This is a genomic window from Marinobacter sp. 3-2, assembly GCF_003751355.1.
Classification (GTDB): Bacteria; Pseudomonadota; Gammaproteobacteria; order Pseudomonadales; family Oleiphilaceae; genus Marinobacter; species Marinobacter adhaerens.
In genome coordinates this window covers 398,533-418,657 of sequence record NZ_RJUQ01000013.1, presented here as the reverse complement: position 1 = coordinate 418,657, position 20,125 = coordinate 398,533, and the positions used below count along the sequence as shown (strand labels likewise).

Genomic DNA, 20,125 nt, shown 5'->3' with positions numbered 1-20,125 from the left:
TTCAGGAGATATGGATGAGCAATGAAGAACAATCACCGGTAGTCTGGTCTCCGTCGGAAGACACCCTGGCCAATTCCCGTATGGGCCAGTTCAGGACATGGCTTGAGCAGCAGGGCTTCGGCCCGTTTGCTGACTACCACGCACTGCACCAGTGGTCCATTGATGAGCTGGAAACCTTCTGGCAAAAAGTCTGGGATTACTGTGGTCTTGTCTGCGATACACCGGCTGAAAAAGTACTGGGCAAGCATGAAATGCCGGGCGCCGAATGGTTCCCCGGGATGAAGCTGAACTTTGCTGCCAACCTGCTGAGGCTCGAAGATGGTGAGCACCGCGATCGCGAAGCGGTCGTGGCGTACTGCGAAACCCGTCCGGTGCTGCGTCGCACCTATGCCGAACTGAAAGCCGATGCCGGTGCCCTGGAAGCCTTCCTGCGCAGCAAAGGCATCAAACAGGGTGACCGGGTAGCCGGTGTTGTTACCAACGGCTATGAAGCCCTGGTAGGGATGCTGGCCGCTACAAGTCTTGGGGCCATCTGGAGTTCCGCGTCACCGGATTTCGGCATCGGCGCGATTCTTGACCGTTTTGGCCAGATCGAGCCTTCGGCTCTGATCGCCGTGAACGGCTACGGCTACGGCGGCAAAGTGTTTGCGCGCCAGCAGGATTTTGCCGAGCTCATTGCCGGCCTGCCAACGCTCAAGGCGGTTGTCAGTGTCCAGCAACTGCCAGACGAGGCTCCGATTTCCGGCGATCTGGTGACTACCTGGGAAAACGCCCTCGCTGCTGGCGAAGGAACGGCTCCTTCCTTTACGCCTCTGCCTCCGGATCATCCGGTGTATATCCTGTATTCCTCCGGCACCACGGGCAAACCCAAGTGCATCGTGCACGGCAATGCTGGCCTGCTGGTCAATCATGCCAAGGAGCTGATGCTTCACGGCGACGTTGGCCCCGAAGACCGATTCCTGTACTTCACCACCTGTGGCTGGATGATGTGGAACTGGCAGGCCTCCGCCCTGATGACCGGCGCCGCCGTAATCACCGTTGATGGCTCTCCGGGTTACCCGAGCCTGAACTTCCTGTGGGACACCGTTGCGGAAGAGAAGGTCACCCACTTCGGAACCAGCGCCCGGTTCATTGCCGGCTGCCGAAAAGGCGAACTCAAGCCCGCAAAAACCCTGGATCAGAGCAAGCTGCGAGTGGTGTTTTCCACCGGCTCACCGCTGTTGCCGGAAGACTATGACTGGGTTTACAGCGATGGCGCCCCCGACGCCCTGCTTGGCTCCATTGCCGGTGGCACGGACATCTGCGGCTGCTTCGTGGGTTCAACGCCACTGCTGCCTGTTCGCCGCGGTGAAATCCAGTGCCGTTTCCTGGGCGTCGACGCGGTTGCCTACGGCGACGATGGCCAGCCGGTCAGTGAAGGTCGCGGCGAGCTGGTCTGCCGTCAGCCGCTGCCATCCATGCCCGTCAGCTTCTGGCAGGATCCGGATGGCGAGCGCTACCGCGACGCCTACTTCAACACCTTCCCGGGCGTATGGGCCCACGGTGATTTCATCGAGTTCACCGAACACGGCGGGGCTATCATCTATGGCCGCTCTGACGCCACCCTGAACCCGGGCGGCGTTCGAATCGGTACCGCGGAAATCTACCGCCAGGTCGAAACCGTGGCCGAGGTCAAAGACAGCCTCGTCGTCGGCCGCCAGATCGACGGCGACGTGGAAGTGGTTCTGCTGGTGGTCCCGGCCGATGGCCAGGAAATCACGGACGACCTGCTCAAGCAGCTCAAGAGCCGAATCCGCGAAGGCGCCAGCCCACGGCACGTGCCCAAGCACATTGTGGAGGTGAACGACATTCCGTACACCCGCAGTGGCAAGAAGGTTGAACTGGCGGTGGCCCGGTTAATCAACGGCTCGAAAAAGGCCGACAACCGGGATGCCCTGGGCAACCCCGAGGCCCTAGACCATATTCGGGAGCGGTTGTCTGCGGTCGGGTTATTGCCGGAGTAAGGCCGGTTTTGTTGACAATAAGTCGCTGAAAACGGGCGAGATTCTTGCTGTAGAGCTCGCCTGAACAGCTCAACAGCGGGGCGGGTGGCGCCTCCCAAAACTGTGCGGAGCCATGGATGGCGGAGCCCAAGCGCCACAGGGATGTGCCGCAAGGAGCGTGTTTTGGGAGGCGCCACCCGCCCTGCGTCCACTCCAGGTCGATGTTAGAAAGTTTCGTAAATTCCCGCCATTTCATCGTCTTGTAACCGAAGATCAGGCATTTTTAGTCCGTTCTTATACTAAGATCGTAACCAAAATTAACGAAAAAATGGTATCTTAGTAGCCCTATCAAAAGTTCCTAATCAGTCATTGCTCAGGTCGGACGTTCAAAAGACGCCTGACCCCGCCATGACCGTCCTGAACCCACCCATTAGCCTGAGGACGAAAATGACATCATCCAAAGCCAAGATTGTCTACACACTGACCGACGAGGCGCCAGCCCTCGCAACACGGTCGCTTCTTCCTATCCTGGAAACCTACGCCAAGCCGGCTGGTATTGAATTCGAAACCAGCGACATCTCTCTCGCGGCGCGTATTCTGGCGAACTTCCCGGATTATCTGGAGGAAGATCAGCGGGTTCCGGATGCCCTGGCCGAACTGGGTGAATACACCAAGGACCCGGACGCCAACATCATCAAACTGCCGAATATCTCAGCGTCCATTCCCCAGCTGCGGGCCGCGATCAAGGAGCTGAACGAGCAGGGTTACAACGTTCCGGAATACAAAGAAAACCCGGAAAATGACGAAGAGAAAGAAATTCAGTCCCGCTATGCCAAGGTTCTCGGTAGTGCCGTTAACCCGGTGCTGCGTGAGGGCAACTCCGACCGTCGTGCGCCGACTGCCGTAAAGGCTTTTGCCCGCAAATACCCGCATTCCATGGGTGAGTGGAGCCCGGCCTCACGCACCCACGTGGCCCACATGCGCGGTGGCGACTTCTACTCCAGCGAGCAGTCCGTAACTCTCGACAAGGCGACCAAAGCCAACATCGTGTTCGAGAACAAGCAGGGTAAGCAGACGGTTCTGAAGTCCGACCTGCCGCTGCAGGAAGGCGAAGTTCTGGACGGCATGTTCATGAGCAAGAAGGCGCTGGTGAAGTTCTTCGAGGACGCCATTGCCGATTGCGAGAACACCGGTGTCATGTTCTCCCTGCATGTGAAAGCCACCATGATGAAAATCTCCCATCCGATCGTGTTCGGTCACGCGGTGAAGGTTTTCTACAAGGATCTGTTCGACAAGTACGGTGAGCTGTTCGACGAGATCGGCGTGAACCCGAACAACGGTCTGTCCAGCGTGGTCGAGAAGATCAAGCAACTGCCGGAATCCAAGCAGGAGCAGATCCAGGAAGACCTGCACGCCTGTTACGAGCACCGTCCGGAAATCGCCATGGTCGATTCCGTCAAGGGCATCACCAACCTGCACGTTCCGAGCGACGTCATTGTTGATGCCTCCATGCCGGCGATGATCCGTAACTCCGGCAAAATGTGGGCCCGGGACAACAAGCTTAAGGACACCAAGGCGGTTATGCCCGAGTCCACCTACGCCACCATCTACCAGGAAGTGATCAACTTCTGTAAGACCCACGGTGCCTTCGATCCCACCACCATGGGGACCGTACCGAACGTCGGTCTGATGGCGCAGAAAGCCGAAGAGTACGGCTCTCACGACAAGACCTTTGAAATCAAGGAAGACGGTGTTGTTCGCGTTGTTGCCGAAGACGGCACCGTGCTGACCGAGCACAACGTCGAGAAAGGCGACATCTGGCGCGCATGCCAGACCAAAGACCTGCCGATCCGTGACTGGGTCAAGCTGGCGGTCAACCGTGCCCGTGCCACCGGTATGCCTGCCGTGTTCTGGCTGGACGACGAGCGTGCTCACGACGCCCAGCTGATCCAGAAAGTGAACACCTATCTGAAGGATCACGACACTGAAGGTCTGGATATCCGCATCATGTCCCCGGTTCGTGCCATCCGCTGGACCATGGAGCGCCTGATTCGCGGTCTCGACACCATCTCCGTGACCGGTAACGTACTGCGTGACTACCTCACCGACCTGTTCCCGATCCTTGAGCTGGGTACCAGTGCCAAGATGCTGTCCATCGTTCCGCTGCTCAACGGCGGTGGCCTCTATGAGACCGGTGCCGGCGGTTCCGCTCCCAAGCACGTGCAGCAGCTGATCCAGGAAAACCACCTGCGCTGGGACTCCCTGGGTGAGTTCCTGGCTACTGCGGTCTCCCTGGACGAGCTGGGCGAGAAGCAGAACAACGAGCGCGCGCGTCTTCTGGGTCAGACCCTGGACAAGGCGACCGAGCGTCTGCTGGAAAACAACCAGTCTCCGTCCCGGGTTACCGGCGAGCTCGACAACCGTGGTTCCCACTTCCACCTCGCCCGCTACTGGGCAGAGGAGCTGGCCAACCAGGACAGCGACAAGGAGCTGAAGGAGTTCTTCACCAAGCTGTCTGCACAGCTGGAAGAGAACAAGGACAAGATCCTGGAAGAGATGACGGTGGTTCAGGGCAACCCGGCGGATATCGGTGGCTACTACCACCCGCCGATGGAGAAGGTCTGCGAAGTGATGCAGCCGAGCGCCACGCTGAACCGGATTCTCGAAGAAGCTCGCGCATCCGTGAAGTAAGTCAGCCTGTGAGCATCCGGCTTAACAGCCGGATGCCTTCAAAAAACCGGACAACCCTGGCGGGTTCTCCGGTTTTTTTGTGCCGGCCTCAGTCGTCGTCGGCGGGCTCCTCGTAACCCCTCCCGGTTTCGCCGGCTCGCTTGAGGTTGTACATCGTGATGGGTGGGCCAATCAGCTCGAAGAAAACGGTGGAACCGATGATCAGAGGTAGAATAAAGGCGACCTCCGGCAACCGGTTTGTGGCCACCAGTGCCAGCCCCATGGCCACGCCTGCCTGGGGCAGAAGGCAGGCACCGTTGCGCAGTTTTACCGCGTGGCTCGAATGGGCAAGCTGACCACCCATGGCGCCACCGAGTATCCGTCCGGCGATCCGTGCGGTCACGTACGCACCACCAAGCAGGCCCAGCGTGGGTAGCAAGTCCCACTCAAGGCTGAAGCCGGCAAGAAAAAAGAACGTTGCCAGAAACGGCTCGATGATCCCCTCGATAGAGCGGAAAGGCCGTACGTGGTGGTGGGCGCGGTTTGCAACGGTAACGCCCAGAGCCATACAGGTGAGCAGGTAGGACAGTTCCAGCGCCCCGGCTATGCCCGCCGCGAGAAAAACAAAGCCGGCGGATTCCAGCAGCATGGGTTCCCCTGGCTTGAGCCGGCCGGTCATCCAGGCCATGGGCAGGCCAAGGAGAACCCCCAGAATCATGGCACCCAGCACCTCATAGACACCGAACCCGATCGACTCGATAACTGCCGACCCATTACCGGAGACCAGTTCCGCGAAAACCAGCAGGATACTGAACAGGATGGCCCCCCAGGCATCGTCGATGGCGACCACCTGCGCGACAACGCGGGTCAGTGGCCCCCTGGATCCAGCCTCACGCATCACATCCAGTGTCGCGGCCGGATCCGTTGCCGTGGCGATGGCAGCCAGTAACAGGGACGCTGTCAGATTTCGGGTGACCAGCCAGACAACCACGAAAATGATCAGCGCGGTGACCAGGGTGACCGCGAGGCTCACGATAATCGCTTCCCTACCGTCCTTCAGATCGCGAACGGACATCCGTTCGCCCAGCAGAAATCCGACCATGGCGAGGGTGAGCTCGGTGACCAGCGGAAAGTTGTCACTGACTCGAACCGGAATGATATCCAGGAGTGAGGGGCCGGCCAGCGCTCCCACAAGCAGAAGCAGGGTTACCCTGGGGACATGGACCCTCTGGCCCAGCGTGTGAGCGCCAAGTGCGAGGAGCATGATCCCGCCGATCAGAAGAAGGTCGGTGGCGTGATTCAAGGCTTACTCCTGATGGAGTGGGAAAAAACCGCCGTTTACCAGTGTTGCCAGGTCCCGGGGCGCGAGTTCAATCTCCAGGCCTCGTCGCCCGGCACTCACGAAAATGGTCTCGAAGCCCAGGGCTGAGTCGTCGATAAAGGTTTTCAGCTTTTTCTTCTGTCCAAGGGGGCTGACTCCGCCCAGGACATAGCCGGTTGTTCGTTCAACCGCCTGCTTGTCAGCCATGGCGGCTTTTTTACCCTGCGCCGCCCGGGCAATGAGCTTCATATTGAGCATGGTGTTCACCGGGACAATGGCAACCACCAGCTCCTTGCCGTCGACGGCAACAACCAGTGTTTTGAAGACCCGGGCGGGATCCACGCCGGTTTTCTCGGCGGCCTCGGTGCCATAGCTCTCGCTGGCGGGGTCGTGGTCGTACTCATGGATGGTATGGGGTACAGCGGCTTTGCGCGCAGCGTTGATGCCAGGCGTCATGCTGGGCTCCTGAAAGACGGCAGAAACCGGGAATTAAAGCAGCTAAGCGGCATCACAACAACTGTCTGGCGTGGAGGCAAAACCCGATTCCCGGGTGGATTTTACCGGGCATGACATTTGACGCTCGACTTAAAGCGCCGTTATGACTATTTTTCGTACATTATAAATATTCAAACATCGATGGCGGTGTTCATGGAGCCTTCGTCGTCGAAATCTCAGGGAATGAAAAGCTTGAACGAAAACCGCACACCCCTGCGGCGCGCTGGCTGGGCTGCCGTGGTCTATCTGATCGCCGGCTTTGCCTGGATTGCGTTTTCCGACACTCTCGCGGAAACATGGTTTCCCGATCCGAAAACCCTCTCCGTCATCCAGACCTGGAAAGGCTCTTTCTTTGTGCTGATAACCGGGGTGATTCTCTTTTCTGTGTTGCTCCGCCAACTCACCAAGGATCGGGCCCTGCTCAACCTCCAGCACCGACAACGGCAAGCACTCCGTGAGCGCGAGCGTCAGCTCCAGATCCTGATGGACAATCTCCCGGGCATGGCCTATCGCTGCCTGTATGATCCCGACTGGACAATGAAATTTGTCTCCCAGGGATGCACCAAGCTGACTGGTTATGAGCCCGATGAGTTGGTCAACAACCGGGTCACCAGCTATGCGGCGCTGGTCAGCGACGCTTCTAATCAGCAACTGTTCGAGCAAGTCAGAGTGGCACTGGAAAAAGAAGAATCGTTTTCCCTGGAATACGAGGTCACCCGAAAAGACGGCAGTCGTATCTGGGTTTGGGAGCGGGGACGAGGCGTTCAGGAGGACGATGGCTCGCTCCACCTTGAAGGCATCATTCTGGATATTTCTGACCGCAAAGTGCTGGAGACAGAGCTTGAGCAAATGGCGACTCGGGATCCCCTGACCGGTCTTCTGAACAGGCGGGAGATGTCCCGGGTGCTGGATGAGGAGCTTCAGAGAGCCCGTCGTTACCAGCGACCCATGGCGGTGCTCTGGGTGGATTTCGACCATTTCAAGGATGTGAATGACACCTACGGCCATGCTGCAGGTGACTCGGTTCTCAGAGCTATCAGCCGCCTGTTGCTGGGTAGCGTCCGCAGCGTCGATTCCATCGGTCGGTTTGGCGGCGAGGAGTTCGTGATTGTTTTGCCTGAAATGGATCTGGAGGAGGCCCAGGAAACGGCCGAGCGTTTGCGGCGCAAAGTGGCGGAAGAACCGCAGCCGTTGGGGAATGGCGAGGCGGTGCCCCTGACCATCAGCGTGGGCGTTGCGGTCTACCCGGATCACGGGCAGACTGCTTCGACACTCTGTGCCGCCGCCGACAAAGCCATGTATCTGGCAAAGGATAGGGGCCGCAACTGTGTCGCCATGGCGCACCTGCACGACCAGGTCCATAATCAGTAGTGAGACTCGTGTCCCGGCAGGTGGAGGAGGTGACGTCCGCCTTGCTGCGGCCCGGCCAATGTGGCCCGGGCCGGTTCTGTTGAACATAGAAAAACAACAAACGTACTGAAAAAGGTTTGAGCCGATGAACCGACTTGCGCGCCGTGCCCTCCATAGCAGCCAGATTCCCGAGGATCTCGAATCCGTCACCTTTCGGGATGATGCCGGTGAAAATCCGGCTGCTGCCGGTGTCAGTCAGGAAACGGTTGATGCCCTGTGGCGCAGCGTCCAGAGCCTTTACCGGACCGGCGTGCACCCGGGTATCCAGATTTCCATCCGCCACAAGGGTGAGCAGGTTCTGCACCGGGCGATTGGCCATGCCAGTGGCAATGGCCCCCATGACCCGCGCGACGCCGCCAAGGTTCCGATGACGACTGATACCCCCATCTGCTACTTCTCCGCCTCCAAGGCGGTGACGGCATTGCTTATGCACATGCTGGCGGAACAGGGCCTGGTCAACCTGATGGATCCCGTGTCCTACTATTGCCCGGAGTTCGGGGTTAATGGGAAAAGGACCATCACCGTTCACCAGATTCTTTCTCACCGCGGGGGCATTCCTGCCATTCCGCGGGAAACGCCGATTGATGTGCTGTGGGATAACGATGAAATCTGGCGTCTGCTCTGTGCTGCACGACCGGTGGAAGTGGACGGCGCCAAGGTGGCCTATCACGCTATCACCGGCGGTTTTGTCCTGCAGCGGGTATTGGAACGCGTCACGGGCGACACCATTGAAAAATACCTCGACAAGCATTTGCGTCGGCCCATGGGCATGAAATGGTTTACCTATGGCATTGCCCCGGAGCATCTCGATGAGCTGGCCTGCAATTACGCCACCGGACCAACGCCCCGTTTCCCCGTTTCCTGGGTTGTTAACCGCGCGCTGGGTGGCGATATCCGGACCGTCGAGCGGGTTACCAATGACCCGAGGTTCCAGGAAGCGGTGATTCCTGCGGGCAATCTGTGCGGCACCGCCGAGGAAATGGGCCGCTTCTTCCAGATGATGCTGAATGGCGGGCTCTGGAACGGCCGTCGTATCTGCAGCGAAATCACCATCCGCCGGGCCATTCAACAGTTCGGTTCGCTACAGATAGACCGCACCATGATGATACCCATGCGCTTCAGTGCCGGCATGATGCTGGGTGGCAATCCGGTGGGCCTCTGGGGTCAGAACAGCCGGTTTGCTTTCGGTCACGTCGGTCTGATCAACAAGCTGTGTTGGGCGGATGCGGCCCGTGATATTTCGGTCAGTCTGCTGAACACCGGCATCCCGATCGTCGGTCATCACCTGCCGGCACTGGCGAAGTTCGTGTATACCGTGGGCAATCGTTTTCCGTTGATACCCGAGCACCGGCGACCGCTGATCGCCGCCTGAGGCAAAGGGTTCAGAGCGTCCCGAGCTGGGCTTCGAGTATGCCCAGCACGGAGGACAGAATGTCCCTGAAATCCGTCAGGGTCTGGGTGCGCTGGATGACGTCTTCCCGGTTTTCATCAAGTCGCTCAAGCTTGGGCACAACCCGGCGTATGCCTTCTGTAATTACCTCATAGGGGTAATGGTGGTCCTGGATACTGAGCTTGTTTATCTCGGCCACTTCCTGGCTGAAGATGCTGATAATGTCGTACAGCATGTCCTTGTGGTGAATGCTGCTGGCTTCCCAGTAGGCATCGTCCAGCAGTTCCAGCAGCGACAGATATTCACGGAGGGTATCCGCCACGGATGTCTGGGTCATGGGAGCTCCTGTCGGTGGGCAATGTCGTCTCTACAGGGAACTATAGCAGGGGTTCTGTCGTCTGGATGACAGGAGGTCCGGCAGAGCTGAAAATAAAAATGAAACTCTATTCATTTTAATTGCACTATGTCGGACAGTTGTGCAGACTTGCGTGATGGGAGAAGGATCTATCACGACTCATTGGACGAGAAGCCGAATGGACAAGCCCACACCCCCCAGTAACCAGCCCGCCTCCCGCGAGGTCAAGCTGGACCATCACGACAGCGTTCGCAATCATGTGCACCAGCAGGTGCGCTCTGAAGTTGAACGGCTGGAGCGCCGAATAGAAACCCTGCGTCTTGTCAAAGCACCCCACGCGGCCATCATGATTTCCACCTATGAACGCATGATCGACCGCAAGAAAGGCTTCCTGCAGAACTGGGACCTAAGGGATGGCGGCGCCGGCTAGCGGCCGGCGACAGGCACCGTTGTCCAGCTGGTAATCGCGTCGGCATCTTCCTGGTAGGTGCAATTGGCCGGATTCGGAATGGTGTCCTGCCCGTCGGTTGAGTCAGGGTCGTCAATGCGCGCTGGCTCGCCGTTCGAGGCAAAAATCCTCACCAGATCCATGTTGTAATCCAGCTCGACTCTCAGGCAGTCCGGGCTGTTGTCTCCCAGGCCATAACCTGGATAGCGATCAAGTGTGATCACCTCGGATTCGTCATTCTTTATAAACAGCGTGTCGGTGTTTTCGTCAATGAAATCCTGGCGCAGTTCAATGCTGCCATGGTTCCGGCTCAGGTAGTCGGCGGTGGCGAATTCGGTGGGGCTGTAGCCCAGTGTCATGAAACTGTTGGCATCAAACCGGCTGCCTGCCAGCACGCTGACCAGTTCCGGCTGGGCGGCCTGCTCCTCTTCTTCAACACTGCGGCTGACATACTGGATCGTGCGATATACCTTGTTTTCGAGATCCGAGCCTTCCGGGCCATCCGGCAGGTAACGCCAGTCGAGCGTCGGGTAGATCCAGAGCTGGTCGTTCAGCGGCAGATCGGCAATCACCGCCGACTGGTCTGTGAACCGGATCTGCGCGCCGTTGCCCCGACTGTTGTAGGTGCCTGCGACACCATCTGCAATCCTCTGGCTGATGTATCGTTTGCCTTCCTGGAAATTGGTGACTTCGCCGGAGGCCAGCACCTGGTTCATCAGGTCCAGCGGGTTGCGCACGCTGTCATAGCTGGTGCCGGCGTCCGTTGGCGTGGCGCGGATGAAAACCTCAATGTGGCTGCGTATTTCGCTGGTGGTTTGCAGGTCGTCGGAATCGTCTGCTGCCGGCTGGATGCCCCGGTAAAAGTCCCAGAAACGGGTATTGCCGAGGTTGTCCGGTGCCACCTCCGTGTTTTCCAGGTTGAAGCTCGAGAACGTCAGATCCACATTGGTCGCCGGATTGAACGCGGAAGGTCCGGTATCCTCAAGTCCGCAGCCACTCAGGACAAGTGTGGTCATGGAAACAGCGGCGAAAATGCAGGAATGTCTCATTTCAGATGGCCCCAGGATGCGAAAAACGGTGTAAACGGCTAAAGTGAGTCACCGGGACGGTATAGCCCCGGCGTGGCTACTGACAGTAAAACAAAAAACCGGTATCTACCCTCGCGGAGATCACATTTTGCGGCAACGGCTTGAATTGGCGCTTCCAGCGGTGACGTCTTTGGTAGCGGTCCTGCTGTTCCTGGTCACGGCCATGATGCCGGCGTCGGCCAGTGCGGCCGGGCCCTGCCATGATGGCGAGATTGTACTGGACGGCGGTATCGAGAGTATCCGTGATCTGGGTGGCTGCATCTGGTATCTCGAGGACCCGGGGCAGGAACTGACCCTCGATGAGGTTCGCGCTCTCGAATCGGGTGCCTTTACCCGCCACGAAGGCGGCGTGTTGAACTTCGGCTACACGGAATCCGCATACTGGGTGCGCCTGGATCTCCGCTCCGCGGGCAATCCGGACCAGAACGGATGGATCCTTGAGCTTGCCCTGCCTCTGGTGGATGAAGTCACCCTGTTCATGGTCCGCGACGGGGATCTGGTCGATCAGCGACAGGCGGGTTATGAGGACAACTGGGTGGAACGGGACCTGGCTGTCCCCAACCCGACATTCCGCCTTTCACTGGCACCGGATTCCCTGAGCCACGTCTACTTGCGGGTGGTCAACACCAATACTTTCCGTCTGCCGATCAGCCTCTGGCATCCGGACAGCTACATCGAAAAAGTCTCGGTGGATGAGCTGGTGCGGGGCATCCTGCTTGGTTCGGTGCTGGCCATTCTTGCCTACAACCTGTTCGTCGCGGTCTCGGTTCGCGAGCGGAGCAACATCTATTACGTGCTCTACCTGGTCTTTGCGGCCATCTTTATCTTCACCGAACAGGTTCACGGTATCCAGCTTCTCGACAGCCGGCCCGCTCTGTTCGACAAGCAGTTCCTGCACTTCCAGATCATTCTGACCTGGTTCTGGGGCCTGCTGATGGCAAGGTCGCTGCTTGAAACCCGGGAACGGTCGGCCGATCTTGATCAGGTCATCCGCCTGTGCCTGTATTCGGTGGTTGCCACTTTCGTGCTGTCGCTGTTCCTGCCCTACCACGTCGCCATGGAATGGATTGTGGTTGGCTCCATTCTGCTGAGCCTGATTCTGATCGTGGTCAGTTACCTGTCCTGGCGCTATTACAATCCGGCGGCCCGTTCCTATTTTTTCGCCTGGACACTGGCGCTGGTGGGCTTCGGTATCTATGCCCTGACGGTGATGGGCATACTGCCATTGAACACCTTCACCGCTTACTCACCCCAGTTTGGTCTGACCGCGCAGATCATCCTGTTTTCTTTTGCCCTCGCCGACAGGATCAAACAGGTCCAGGGCGAGGCCCTGGGCTGGAGCCAGCGGGCGCTGTCGAACCTTCAGCGTTACCAGTCGCTGTTCGATAACGCCATCGAGGGCGTGTTCCAGATGTCGCCGGACCGGCGATTTGTCACGGCCAATCCCGCCATGGCGCGCCTGCTGGGCTATAACAGCAGCCGCGAGTTGCTCAAGCGGAACCCGGACGTACTGGAAACCTGCATCGCCGACGAGCGGTTGCGGCGGCTGGTGATCGAGCAGCTGGAGGCCCGAGGCACGGTCAAGGGCATTGAGGCTCGATACCTGACCCGGGATGGTGACGAGCGCTGGGCGACCATCTCACTGCACACGGTGTATGACACCGAGGGTGAGCCGACCCATCTGGAAGGCACCTGCATCGACGCCACCGAAAGTCACAATCGCTTGAGAATCGAGAGGGAGCGCGAGCAGGAGCGTCTCGAGAAGGAGCTTGCCCGCAATTCCGCGGAGGCGAAAAGCCAGTTCCTGGCCAATATGAGCCATGAGATCCGCACACCGCTGGCAGCCATCATCGGTTACGGAGAAACGTTGCTTGATCCGGATCTCAGTGAGCCGGAGAAAAGAAGCAGTGCCGAGACGGTGGTGCGCAGCGGCCGACATCTGCTGGACCTGGTCAACGACATCCTCGACCACTCGAAAATCGACGCGAACAAACTGGATGTGGACATCGTATCGGTCAATCTGCCGGAACTTCTTGACGAGATTCGCGCCTTCTTCGCGCCAAGAGCCCGGGAAAAAGGACTGGATTTCAGCATCATCTGCGAATACCCGTTGCCGGAGCAGGTACGCACCGACCCCACCCGACTGCGCCAGATCATCATCAACTTGTGTGGTAATGCCCTTAAATTTACCGATAAGGGGTCCATTTCCCTGGTGGTCCGTTGTGATCGCGATCAGGAATTGCTCGTGGCCCGGGTCGTGGATACCGGCATTGGTATGAAGCCGGAGCAATTGGGGCGGCTGTTCGATCCCTTTGCACAGGGCAGCGCCGCCATTTCCAGGCAATATGGTGGCACCGGCCTCGGGCTCAGCATTTCCCGGCGTCTGGCGGAAATGCTTGGCGGCAGTATCCGGGTGAACAGCACCTATGGCGAGGGCAGCGAGTTTGAGCTTTCGATCCGGACCGGGCCACTGGATGAGGTGCATTTCCTGCGCGATGCCTCGGAGCTGAGCCAGCGCCGCCGGACCATCCCCATGGTTGTCGCGCCGCGATTGTCAGGGCGTATCCTGTGTGCCGAGGACAACGAGGTGAACCGGCGGCTTGTTTCCCTGCTGGTGTCTCGAACCGGAGCCGAGCTTGTCCATGTGAGCAACGGAGCGGAAGCCCTGGAAATGGCGATTCGCGAACCCTTTGATCTGATCCTGATGGACATACAGATGCCTGTGATGAACGGCCGTGACGCGACGGCGGCACTTCGAGAAGCCGGGGTGAATACGCCGGTCATCGCGCTCACCGCCAATGTGATGTCCGAGGACATTGCCGACTATCGCCTGGCCGGCTGCAATGAACACCTGGCGAAGCCCATCGACAAGCAGCGCTTCTATGAAACACTGGGACGATACCTGTCGGTGACGCCGGCCTCCGCTAATGAACGAACCTCACGCTATCAGGGCAAGGTGCTGGTTGCCGAAGACAACACGGAAAACCGGCAGCTGGTAGAGCGTATGCTGCGCCGGGAAGGTCTGGACGTCGTGGCAGTGACCGGCGGCGAGGACGCGGTTCGGACTGCATTGTCCGATACGGTTCATCTGGTGCTGATGGACCGTCACATGCCGGGAATGGATGGTGTTGATGCCACCCGGTTGCTGCGCCAGGCCGGGTTCCGCCGGCCGGTGATTGCCTTTACAGCCGGCGATCAGCAGGAAACCGATGCGTTGCTTGAGGCCGGTTGTGACGGCGTGCTGAACAAACCCATTGATCAGTCCCACCTGACGGCTCTGCTGGACCGGCTGCTGGGCACGGGCCCCGTTTTCGCCGCGGATACTGGCGAAGACGCTGAAATTGCCCACCTGGTGGCACAGTTTCTTGACGGGCTTGCCGCGCGGCGGACCCGAATGGATGCCGCGCTGGCGGACGCAGATCGTGAGGCAATGAAAACCGAAGCCCACCAGATCAAGGGCACGGCGGGTGCCATGGGCTATCCGCTGATGACCCGACAGGCGGGTATACTGGAAGATCTGCTGAAAGTCACTGAGCCGGACTGGGACCGTGTTCGCAGCGAACTGAAGGAACTCGGTGAAATGATAGACCGTGCCCTCGCCGCTGCGAAAACGCCAGGCTGACGTGTGTGAGTATGACCAACAGGAAGAACCCGATGAGTGAGCTGCCGGAACGCCGAGAACACCATTCCCTGAGCATGATGTATGGTACCTATGCCGACATCCTGTTTGTGTTGTTTCCCTTTCTGATTATCGGTATGCAACGGTTGTGGGAAGGCCGGCTTTACGAAACCCTGCTGCGACCGGACCTGAGCATCGCCGCCGCTATTCTTGCCGGTCTGGCTATCGGCAAGTTCGTGCTCGGTCTCGTGACCAACCGGGAGCTCGGGCGCTACAAGGAGCGGATTGTTTTCTTCATTGCCCTGACGCTTTTCGTGGTGCTGGGGCCGGCAATCATTCTGATCCTGAGTATACTGGGAAGCGCGGATGTACCCGGTTTTGTAACCTTTGTTCAGCCGATCCTTCTGATTATTGCGATATCCCTCTACACAACCGCTGTGAGCATCAGCAATATACTGACACGGTTTGGCATGGAGGACGGGACGACGGCCAATCCGGAGACCTCGCCACGCTCTGACTACAGTGACATGAGCGAGCCCCGACCAGCGCCGCTGGACCTGCCGCGGCGCACAGGCAACGACCCGACAGTTTGAGAGGAGCAACCCACATGACGGATCTGAAAGTGCTGGTAGTGGAAGATGAGCCTGTGATGCGAGAGCGGCTCGTGGATATGCTCTACAACGCTGGCGCAACCAAAGTGATCGAGTGTATTGACGCAGCTTCCGCCCGGACGGCTTTCAAGGACGGGGAATTTCACATCATCCTGCTGGATCTGGGGTTGCCGGACGGCGATGGGCACGAACTGATGCTGGAATTCAAGGACGCCCGTGAGGAGCAGCACATTGTGCTGGTGACGGCGGACGATTCGATCGAGAGTATTCAGCGGGCGATCAGTGCCGGCGCTAACGGCTACGTGGTCAAGCCTTATTCCCAGGAAAAAATACACGATGTGGTCAACAATTACGCCATGGTTCACGGCGGCGATATGGCGATGATGCAGGGTCTGAACCGGCGCCACTGACCGGTTCAGACACGCGGCTTCTGAATCAGGCGACCTGCCGGGCAATCCAGGAATTGTAACGGGTCGCCAATGCTCTGACGTACCTTGCCTCGGCGTCGTTCATATTGCCCAGGACGCCCTTGAAGATCCAGCCCCGCTCATACACTCCCAGCACCCGCTGTTCGTCATCCAGATTGACGCGCTGATTAAGTTTTTTGCAGATGGCATCCAGCAGCGGCAGCTTCTCCGGACGCTTGATCGGGCCCTGGCGATTGTTCATGGGCTGGTTTGCTGCGCGAGTTGTCGGATGTCTTTTCATGATGTTCTCCTTGTCGTTTTGCGGCTGCAAAAACAAAACCCCGGTGCCTGAAGCGACCGGGGTTTCGCGGAGAAGCTGACCCGGTCGCTACATAGGCTCCCGGGACTGACCGAAAGCCGTTAGATGTCTTTCACCATCGCGCGGACAGACTGCCCTGCATGGCAACCTGCTGCTGTGTAAGCGCTGAACTGTGGAATCATTCTGGTCATACCGGCTCTTATGTTTCGGTTCGACTACCAGTGTATAGGCTAATGGGCCGTTTGCAATAGCCCGGCTTCTTCGGCAAACCCCTACAGACGGCCTCCAGGGGCGCTTGGCATAATTCTTTCCGTCACGTGTTTTACGTTGTGCAATCCCGACTGCCTGCCGCGCCAGGCAGTCGATGGATCTCTCCTTTCTACGCAGCCTCTATGGCTGCGTTTTTTTTGGGTAGTGGAATCTTCGTAGCCATTACTTCTTACAGATTTTGCGGCCTGTCCCGGCGATAATTCGCACACTAATATTCGATTAATCGCCATCAACAGACAGAGGTTGAAACCTAGCAAAATGTCCGACGAAGCCGGATCTGCCAGTAAAAAATTCCGTTCCCACGCATTGATTGAACTCGCCCTGATTATTGCACTTGGTCTTTACCTGCTGGTCGCGCAAGAGCAGGTCGTGGGTGAGAATCTGGTGTTTACCGTGACCGGAGCCGCGCTCATGGCCCTTGTGACCTACTGGACGCTGAATACCCTTCGGGATGGTCTTGAGGTCATCGCACTGCGTGTCCGTCACGCCAGGCACTGATCAACCGGGAATGCGTCAGGCCTGCCGGGTTTGACCCGTTAACGGCGCCAGTTCGTCCTGATTCGGAGCAATCCGTTCCCAGGTTTTGTGGAGAATCAGGGCATCGTTTGCGGCCCGATGCACAGGCAGGCCAAGCTCTGTAATCACCTGCTGGCGAAGTGCTGACCATTCGCGCACCTGCCTCGTGTCCAACAGCGCTGAAATGGATTCAAGCTGAAACGTTGGCGTTATGCGGGCGGCCTTGAACAAACGGTGCAGCCAGAAACTGTCGAAGGTCCAGGCATCGCAAAACACCTGTTCCGGCAGCAGTTCGTTGAGGGCACTGGCGACTTCGCTCACCGCAATACCATCCGCTTCCAGGGTCTCGCGGGAAATGCCGTGAATCTGCTCAGCGCTTTGTGACCAGTCCTGCCACAGCACGTGGGGGCTGATCAGCCAGCTGTGGAGAGTGCCATCCGGCATGCAGATTCCCACCTCAATGGGGTAGCTCGCGATCAGATCAAGGCTTGATGCCTCGAAATCGATGAATGCCGGCTGGATAGTGGTCATGGAGTCAGTGTAGCTGATGAGTTGTTTTTCGCTGAGTTTACCCGCCCCGCAAGCGAGACGCGAACCCAACCTGTTCCTGCACTGTTACAATATGTCCATTCATTGTAAAAGCCCGATGACAGCAACAGGCCTCGGGCGCGACAGTAAACCAGCCAAATCCGAACCGCACCATACGGGGAGCCCGAATGACAGACACCGTAGTCGTTATCTATTCCGGAGGCATGGACTCCTACACCCTGCTGCATCTGGCCCGGGAGCGCGGCTACCAGGTTCATGCCCTGTCCTTCAACTACGGGCAGCGCCATGTCCGGGAGCTTGAGTGCGCGCGTTCGGTCTGTGAAGCGCTGGGTGTGCCCCACAAGGTGATCGATATCCGCGCCATGAGTGAGGTGATGGCCGGCTCATCGCTGACCTCGGATATCGATGTGCCGGAAGGCCACTATGAAGAAGACAGCATGAAAGCGACCGTGGTGCCTAACCGAAACATGATTCTCCTGTCCCTGGCGACCGGTTACGCCGTGACCGCAGGTGCTGGCGCCGTCTGGTACGGAGCTCATGGTGGCGACCACGCTATCTACCCGGACTGTCGCCCGGAGTTTGTGGATAAAATGGACGCGGTCTGCCGCGTGGCCAACTACGAGCCGGTCGGCATTGAGGCGCCCTTCATGACCATGGACAAGGGGCAGATCCTGGCTGAAGGCCTGCGCCTGGGACTGGACTATGCACAGACCTGGACCTGCTACAACGGCCGTGAGCAGGCTTGTGGACGCTGCGGCTCCTGTGTTGAACGACTGGAAGCCTTCGCTGCCAATGGTGTCAAAGATCCCCTGGACTACGAGGCGGCAAGCTGATGTATCGGGTCAAGGAAGCCTTCTACACGTTGCAGGGTGAAGGTGCCCAGGCCGGGCGTGCTGCCGTGTTCTGTCGTTTCAGCAAGTGCAACCTTTGGACCGGTCGCGAGAAGGACCGCGCCACTGCCGTGTGCAATTTCTGTGATACCGATTTTGTCGGTACTGATGGCCAGAATGGTGGTCGCTTTGAAACCCCGGAGGAACTGGCCCGTCACATACGCAATCTTTGGCCGGAGGCACCCGGCAAGCCCTACGTGGTCTGCACCGGTGGCGAGCCCCTGCTGCAGCTGGATGCTCCCCTGATCGAGGCTCTGCACCGGGAAGGGTTCGAGGTAGGGGTAGAGACCAACGGTACCCTGCCCGCGCCCGAAGGCATCGACTGGCTCTGCGTCAGTCCGAAAGCCGATGCCCCGGTGGTGCTTGAGGCCTGTGACGAGCTGAAGCTGGTCTATCCCCAGCCCCTGGCGATGCCGGAGCGATTCCTGGGCATTCGCGCAAGCCATTATTTCCTGTCGCCGATGGCCTCTCCCTCGATACCGGAAACGGCCGTGGATGAGATCAAACAAAGCAATACCCGACGCGCCACCGATTATTGTCTCGCGCATCCGCAGTGGCGCCTGACCCTGCAAATGCACAAGATCATCGGCATCGACTGATTACCCCGTGGCCAGTGCCCGCCTGGCGTTAATCAGCCCTGGGCCGGGCGGCGAAATTCGGTAATGGCTGGGGCTGCTGCCGGTCCAGCGCTTGAAAGCCCGGGTGAAATTCGCCGCGTCGGCGTAACCGAGGGCATCGGCAATTTGGCTCAGATTCATGGTGGTACTGCGGAGTAGATCCTGTGCCCGTTCCAGGCGGACCTGATCTACCAGCTGCTGGAAACTGGCGTCTTCTTCCTGCAGCCGCCGCTTGAGCGTTCTCTCGGACACAAACAGGGTGGCCGCTACCCTGGCCAGTTTTGGCGGGAAGGGGTGGCTGGTCTCGATCACCCGTCGGACGCGACAGGCAAATCCGGCGTCTTCGGTCAGCTGCCGCAGCGCTTCCTCGCACTGGGCTTTGGACGAGGCCGCCAGTTGATCATCGGTGAAGCGCACGGGCAGGCTCAGACGGCCAACCGGAATCACCAGGGCATTCTCCGTAGCGCCGAATTCCACCGGCACCGGGATCTGTGAGCGGAAACGCTGGAAATAGGCCGGCTCCGTTCCCCGGCGAACAATCCGCAAACCGTCAATGACCGAGCCCGTCAACTGTGCCCCCATGGAAACGCAACCGAACAGCATGGCATCCATGATAAAGCCGTGCAGAGGCCCCAGGTCGATATCACAATTCACAACGTACCAGGCCAGGTTGCCGGTCTCCCGTTTGCAGACCCGAAGGTGAGGCACCCTTAGCGTCAGGTATCGGGTCATCAGCTCCATGGCATCGCCCAGGGTACGGCTACTCATGACGGCCGTTCCCAGGGCGCCGTGCAGGGGCAGCTTCAGCTCCCTGGCGAGCATGATACCGAGTCCCGGTTCGCCGCTCTCGATAATGGCCCGGGTGACGAATTCGCTGGCCTGGGTCTGGCTCACCCGCCGATCGGTGGATTGCAGGCGGAGCGGGTCAAGACCGACCCGGAGGAGAAGGTCCTGTTCGTCAACACCGATGGTGTTCAGCAGTTCGGCCAGAAGATGCAGGTAGATGGCCGGCATGCCCAGGTCCTGTGCCGTTGAAACGGAGGCGCGCATGGGATTTCCTCGTCTGATTCTGTTCTTGTTATGTCGCAGAACGCTTGGTTTCGACGATTATGGCGCCTCGCGGCTCGTTGCCCCATGACTTCGGTGACGGAATAAATGGCCTGAAAGG

The 20,125-nt window shown here is 58.8% G+C and carries 18 protein-coding genes; 11 read left to right on the top strand and 7 right to left on the bottom strand.

The genetic code is table 11. The features are described 5' to 3' along the window. Nucleotides 1–14 precede the first annotated feature (14 nt). Together EDB94_RS09340 and EDB94_RS09335 are read left to right on the top strand one after the other, a co-directional pair. Nucleotides 15–2,003, top strand: a complete 1,989-nt coding sequence (locus tag EDB94_RS09340; protein ID WP_108018190.1) for an acetoacetate--CoA ligase — start codon at nucleotides 15–17, stop codon at nucleotides 2,001–2,003. 426 nt (nucleotides 2,004–2,429) lie between these two features. After that, nucleotides 2,430–4,673: an NADP-dependent isocitrate dehydrogenase gene (locus EDB94_RS09335; RefSeq protein WP_014578929.1), complete on the top strand. Its 2,244-nt coding sequence runs from the start codon at nucleotides 2,430–2,432 to the stop codon at nucleotides 4,671–4,673. Between the two features lie 88 nt (nucleotides 4,674–4,761). Here EDB94_RS09335 and EDB94_RS09330 read toward each other — a convergent pair whose 3' ends face one another. Next, nucleotides 4,762–5,955 carry a cation:proton antiporter gene (locus EDB94_RS09330; protein ID WP_108018189.1) on the bottom strand — a complete coding sequence of 398 codons (1,194 nt, stop codon included), beginning with the start codon at nucleotides 5,953–5,955 and terminating at the stop codon, nucleotides 4,762–4,764. A 3-nt stretch (nucleotides 5,956–5,958) separates the two neighbouring features. After that, the gene (ybaK, locus tag EDB94_RS09325) at nucleotides 5,959–6,429 is read right to left on the bottom strand and encodes a Cys-tRNA(Pro) deacylase (protein ID WP_108018188.1); all 471 of its coding nucleotides are present in this window, start codon (nucleotides 6,427–6,429) and stop codon (nucleotides 5,959–5,961) included. Between the two features lie 222 nt (nucleotides 6,430–6,651). Here ybaK and EDB94_RS09320 point away from each other — a divergent pair, with 222 nt between their 5' ends. Together EDB94_RS09320 and EDB94_RS09315 are read left to right on the top strand one after the other, a co-directional pair. Beyond that, on the top strand, nucleotides 6,652–7,839 hold the full coding sequence (locus EDB94_RS09320) for a GGDEF domain-containing protein (RefSeq protein WP_108018187.1): 1,188 nt from the start codon (nucleotides 6,652–6,654) through the stop codon (nucleotides 7,837–7,839). Nucleotides 7,840–7,963: 124 nt separating this feature from the next. After that, entirely contained in the window at nucleotides 7,964–9,250 is a 1,287-nt protein-coding gene (locus EDB94_RS09315) for a serine hydrolase (protein WP_053113496.1), read from the top strand. Nucleotides 9,251–9,260: 10 nt separating this feature from the next. Here the strand turns inward: EDB94_RS09315 and EDB94_RS09310 are convergent, their stop codons facing one another. Continuing rightward, nucleotides 9,261–9,605, bottom strand: coding sequence for a hypothetical protein (locus EDB94_RS09310; protein ID WP_108018186.1), 345 nt, complete (start codon nucleotides 9,603–9,605; stop codon nucleotides 9,261–9,263). Between the two features lie 196 nt (nucleotides 9,606–9,801). Between EDB94_RS09310 and EDB94_RS09305 the strand changes: the two genes are divergently transcribed. Next, a complete protein-coding gene (locus EDB94_RS09305) occupies nucleotides 9,802–10,053 on the top strand; it encodes a hypothetical protein (RefSeq protein WP_008176788.1) in 252 nt (83 codons plus the stop codon). Here the strand turns inward: EDB94_RS09305 and EDB94_RS09300 are convergent. Further along, entirely contained in the window at nucleotides 10,050–11,087 is a 1,038-nt protein-coding gene (locus tag EDB94_RS09300; protein ID WP_260312547.1) for a hypothetical protein, read from the bottom strand. The genes EDB94_RS09305 and EDB94_RS09300 overlap by 4 nt on opposite strands. Before the next feature lie 235 nt (nucleotides 11,088–11,322). On the opposite strand from EDB94_RS09300, the gene EDB94_RS09295 reads away from it, so the two are divergent. The 3 genes from EDB94_RS09295 to EDB94_RS09285 are packed head-to-tail and all read left to right on the top strand — an operon-like array spanning nucleotide 11,323 to nucleotide 15,799. After that, nucleotides 11,323–14,781, top strand: coding sequence for a response regulator (locus EDB94_RS09295; RefSeq protein ID WP_260312578.1), 3,459 nt, complete (start codon nucleotides 11,323–11,325; stop codon nucleotides 14,779–14,781). Nucleotides 14,782–14,813: 32 nt separating this feature from the next. Beyond that, nucleotides 14,814–15,371, top strand: coding sequence for a hypothetical protein (locus EDB94_RS09290; RefSeq protein WP_008176794.1), 558 nt, complete (start codon nucleotides 14,814–14,816; stop codon nucleotides 15,369–15,371). Between the two features lie 14 nt (nucleotides 15,372–15,385). Further along, nucleotides 15,386–15,799, top strand: a complete 414-nt coding sequence (locus tag EDB94_RS09285) for a response regulator (RefSeq protein WP_108018184.1) — start codon at nucleotides 15,386–15,388, stop codon at nucleotides 15,797–15,799. A gap of 25 nt (nucleotides 15,800–15,824) precedes the next feature. On the opposite strand, the gene EDB94_RS09280 is transcribed toward EDB94_RS09285, so the two are convergent. Next, a complete protein-coding gene (locus EDB94_RS09280; RefSeq protein ID WP_041645887.1) occupies nucleotides 15,825–16,097 on the bottom strand; it encodes a hypothetical protein in 273 nt (90 codons plus the stop codon). Nucleotides 16,098–16,643: 546 nt separating this feature from the next. Between EDB94_RS09280 and EDB94_RS09275 the strand changes: the two genes are divergently transcribed. Next, entirely contained in the window at nucleotides 16,644–16,883 is a 240-nt protein-coding gene (locus EDB94_RS09275; RefSeq protein WP_008176800.1) for a hypothetical protein, read from the top strand. A gap of 15 nt (nucleotides 16,884–16,898) precedes the next feature. Here the strand turns inward: EDB94_RS09275 and EDB94_RS09270 are convergent, their stop codons facing one another. After that, complete coding sequence (locus tag EDB94_RS09270; protein ID WP_014578938.1) at nucleotides 16,899–17,432, bottom strand: hypothetical protein; 534 nt, start codon at nucleotides 17,430–17,432, stop codon at nucleotides 16,899–16,901. 185 nt (nucleotides 17,433–17,617) lie between these two features. Between EDB94_RS09270 and queC the strand changes: the two genes are divergently transcribed. After that, the gene (queC, locus tag EDB94_RS09265) at nucleotides 17,618–18,283 is read left to right on the top strand and encodes a 7-cyano-7-deazaguanine synthase QueC (protein ID WP_108018183.1); all 666 of its coding nucleotides are present in this window, start codon (nucleotides 17,618–17,620) and stop codon (nucleotides 18,281–18,283) included. Beyond that, nucleotides 18,283–18,939, top strand: a complete 657-nt coding sequence (queE, locus tag EDB94_RS09260) for a 7-carboxy-7-deazaguanine synthase (RefSeq protein ID WP_008176809.1) — start codon at nucleotides 18,283–18,285, stop codon at nucleotides 18,937–18,939. The genes queC and queE overlap by 1 nt, the downstream gene beginning before the upstream one ends. Here queE and EDB94_RS09255 read toward each other — a convergent pair whose 3' ends face one another. Continuing rightward, a complete protein-coding gene (locus tag EDB94_RS09255; protein ID WP_108018182.1) occupies nucleotides 18,940–20,007 on the bottom strand; it encodes an AraC family transcriptional regulator in 1,068 nt (355 codons plus the stop codon). It abuts the gene before it with no gap. Nucleotides 20,008–20,125 lie beyond the last annotated feature (118 nt).

What these genes read in the sequence shown, in the direction of transcription:
- EDB94_RS09340 (WP_108018190.1), top strand. Translation starts at nt 15, where the DNA reads ATGAGCAATGAAGAACAATCACCGGTAGTCTGGTCTCCGTCGGAAGAC.
- EDB94_RS09335 (WP_014578929.1), top strand. Translation starts at nt 2,430, where the DNA reads ATGACATCATCCAAAGCCAAGATTGTCTACACACTGACCGACGAGGCG.
- ybaK (WP_108018188.1), bottom strand. Translation starts at nt 6,429, where the DNA reads ATGACGCCTGGCATCAACGCTGCGCGCAAAGCCGCTGTACCCCATACC.
- EDB94_RS09320 (WP_108018187.1), top strand. Translation starts at nt 6,652, where the DNA reads ATGAAAAGCTTGAACGAAAACCGCACACCCCTGCGGCGCGCTGGCTGG.
- EDB94_RS09315 (WP_053113496.1), top strand. Translation starts at nt 7,964, where the DNA reads ATGAACCGACTTGCGCGCCGTGCCCTCCATAGCAGCCAGATTCCCGAG.
- EDB94_RS09310 (WP_108018186.1), bottom strand. Translation starts at nt 9,605, where the DNA reads ATGACCCAGACATCCGTGGCGGATACCCTCCGTGAATATCTGTCGCTG.
- EDB94_RS09305 (WP_008176788.1), top strand. Translation starts at nt 9,802, where the DNA reads ATGGACAAGCCCACACCCCCCAGTAACCAGCCCGCCTCCCGCGAGGTC.
- EDB94_RS09300 (WP_260312547.1), bottom strand. Translation starts at nt 11,087, where the DNA reads ATGACCACACTTGTCCTGAGTGGCTGCGGACTTGAGGATACCGGACCT.
- EDB94_RS09295 (WP_260312578.1), top strand. Translation starts at nt 11,323, where the DNA reads ATGATGCCGGCGTCGGCCAGTGCGGCCGGGCCCTGCCATGATGGCGAG.
- EDB94_RS09290 (WP_008176794.1), top strand. Translation starts at nt 14,814, where the DNA reads ATGAGTGAGCTGCCGGAACGCCGAGAACACCATTCCCTGAGCATGATG.
- EDB94_RS09285 (WP_108018184.1), top strand. Translation starts at nt 15,386, where the DNA reads ATGACGGATCTGAAAGTGCTGGTAGTGGAAGATGAGCCTGTGATGCGA.
- EDB94_RS09280 (WP_041645887.1), bottom strand. Translation starts at nt 16,097, where the DNA reads ATGAAAAGACATCCGACAACTCGCGCAGCAAACCAGCCCATGAACAAT.
- EDB94_RS09275 (WP_008176800.1), top strand. Translation starts at nt 16,644, where the DNA reads ATGTCCGACGAAGCCGGATCTGCCAGTAAAAAATTCCGTTCCCACGCA.
- EDB94_RS09270 (WP_014578938.1), bottom strand. Translation starts at nt 17,432, where the DNA reads ATGACCACTATCCAGCCGGCATTCATCGATTTCGAGGCATCAAGCCTT.
- queC (WP_108018183.1), top strand. Translation starts at nt 17,618, where the DNA reads ATGACAGACACCGTAGTCGTTATCTATTCCGGAGGCATGGACTCCTAC.
- queE (WP_008176809.1), top strand. Translation starts at nt 18,283, where the DNA reads ATGTATCGGGTCAAGGAAGCCTTCTACACGTTGCAGGGTGAAGGTGCC.
- EDB94_RS09255 (WP_108018182.1), bottom strand. Translation starts at nt 20,007, where the DNA reads ATGCGCGCCTCCGTTTCAACGGCACAGGACCTGGGCATGCCGGCCATC.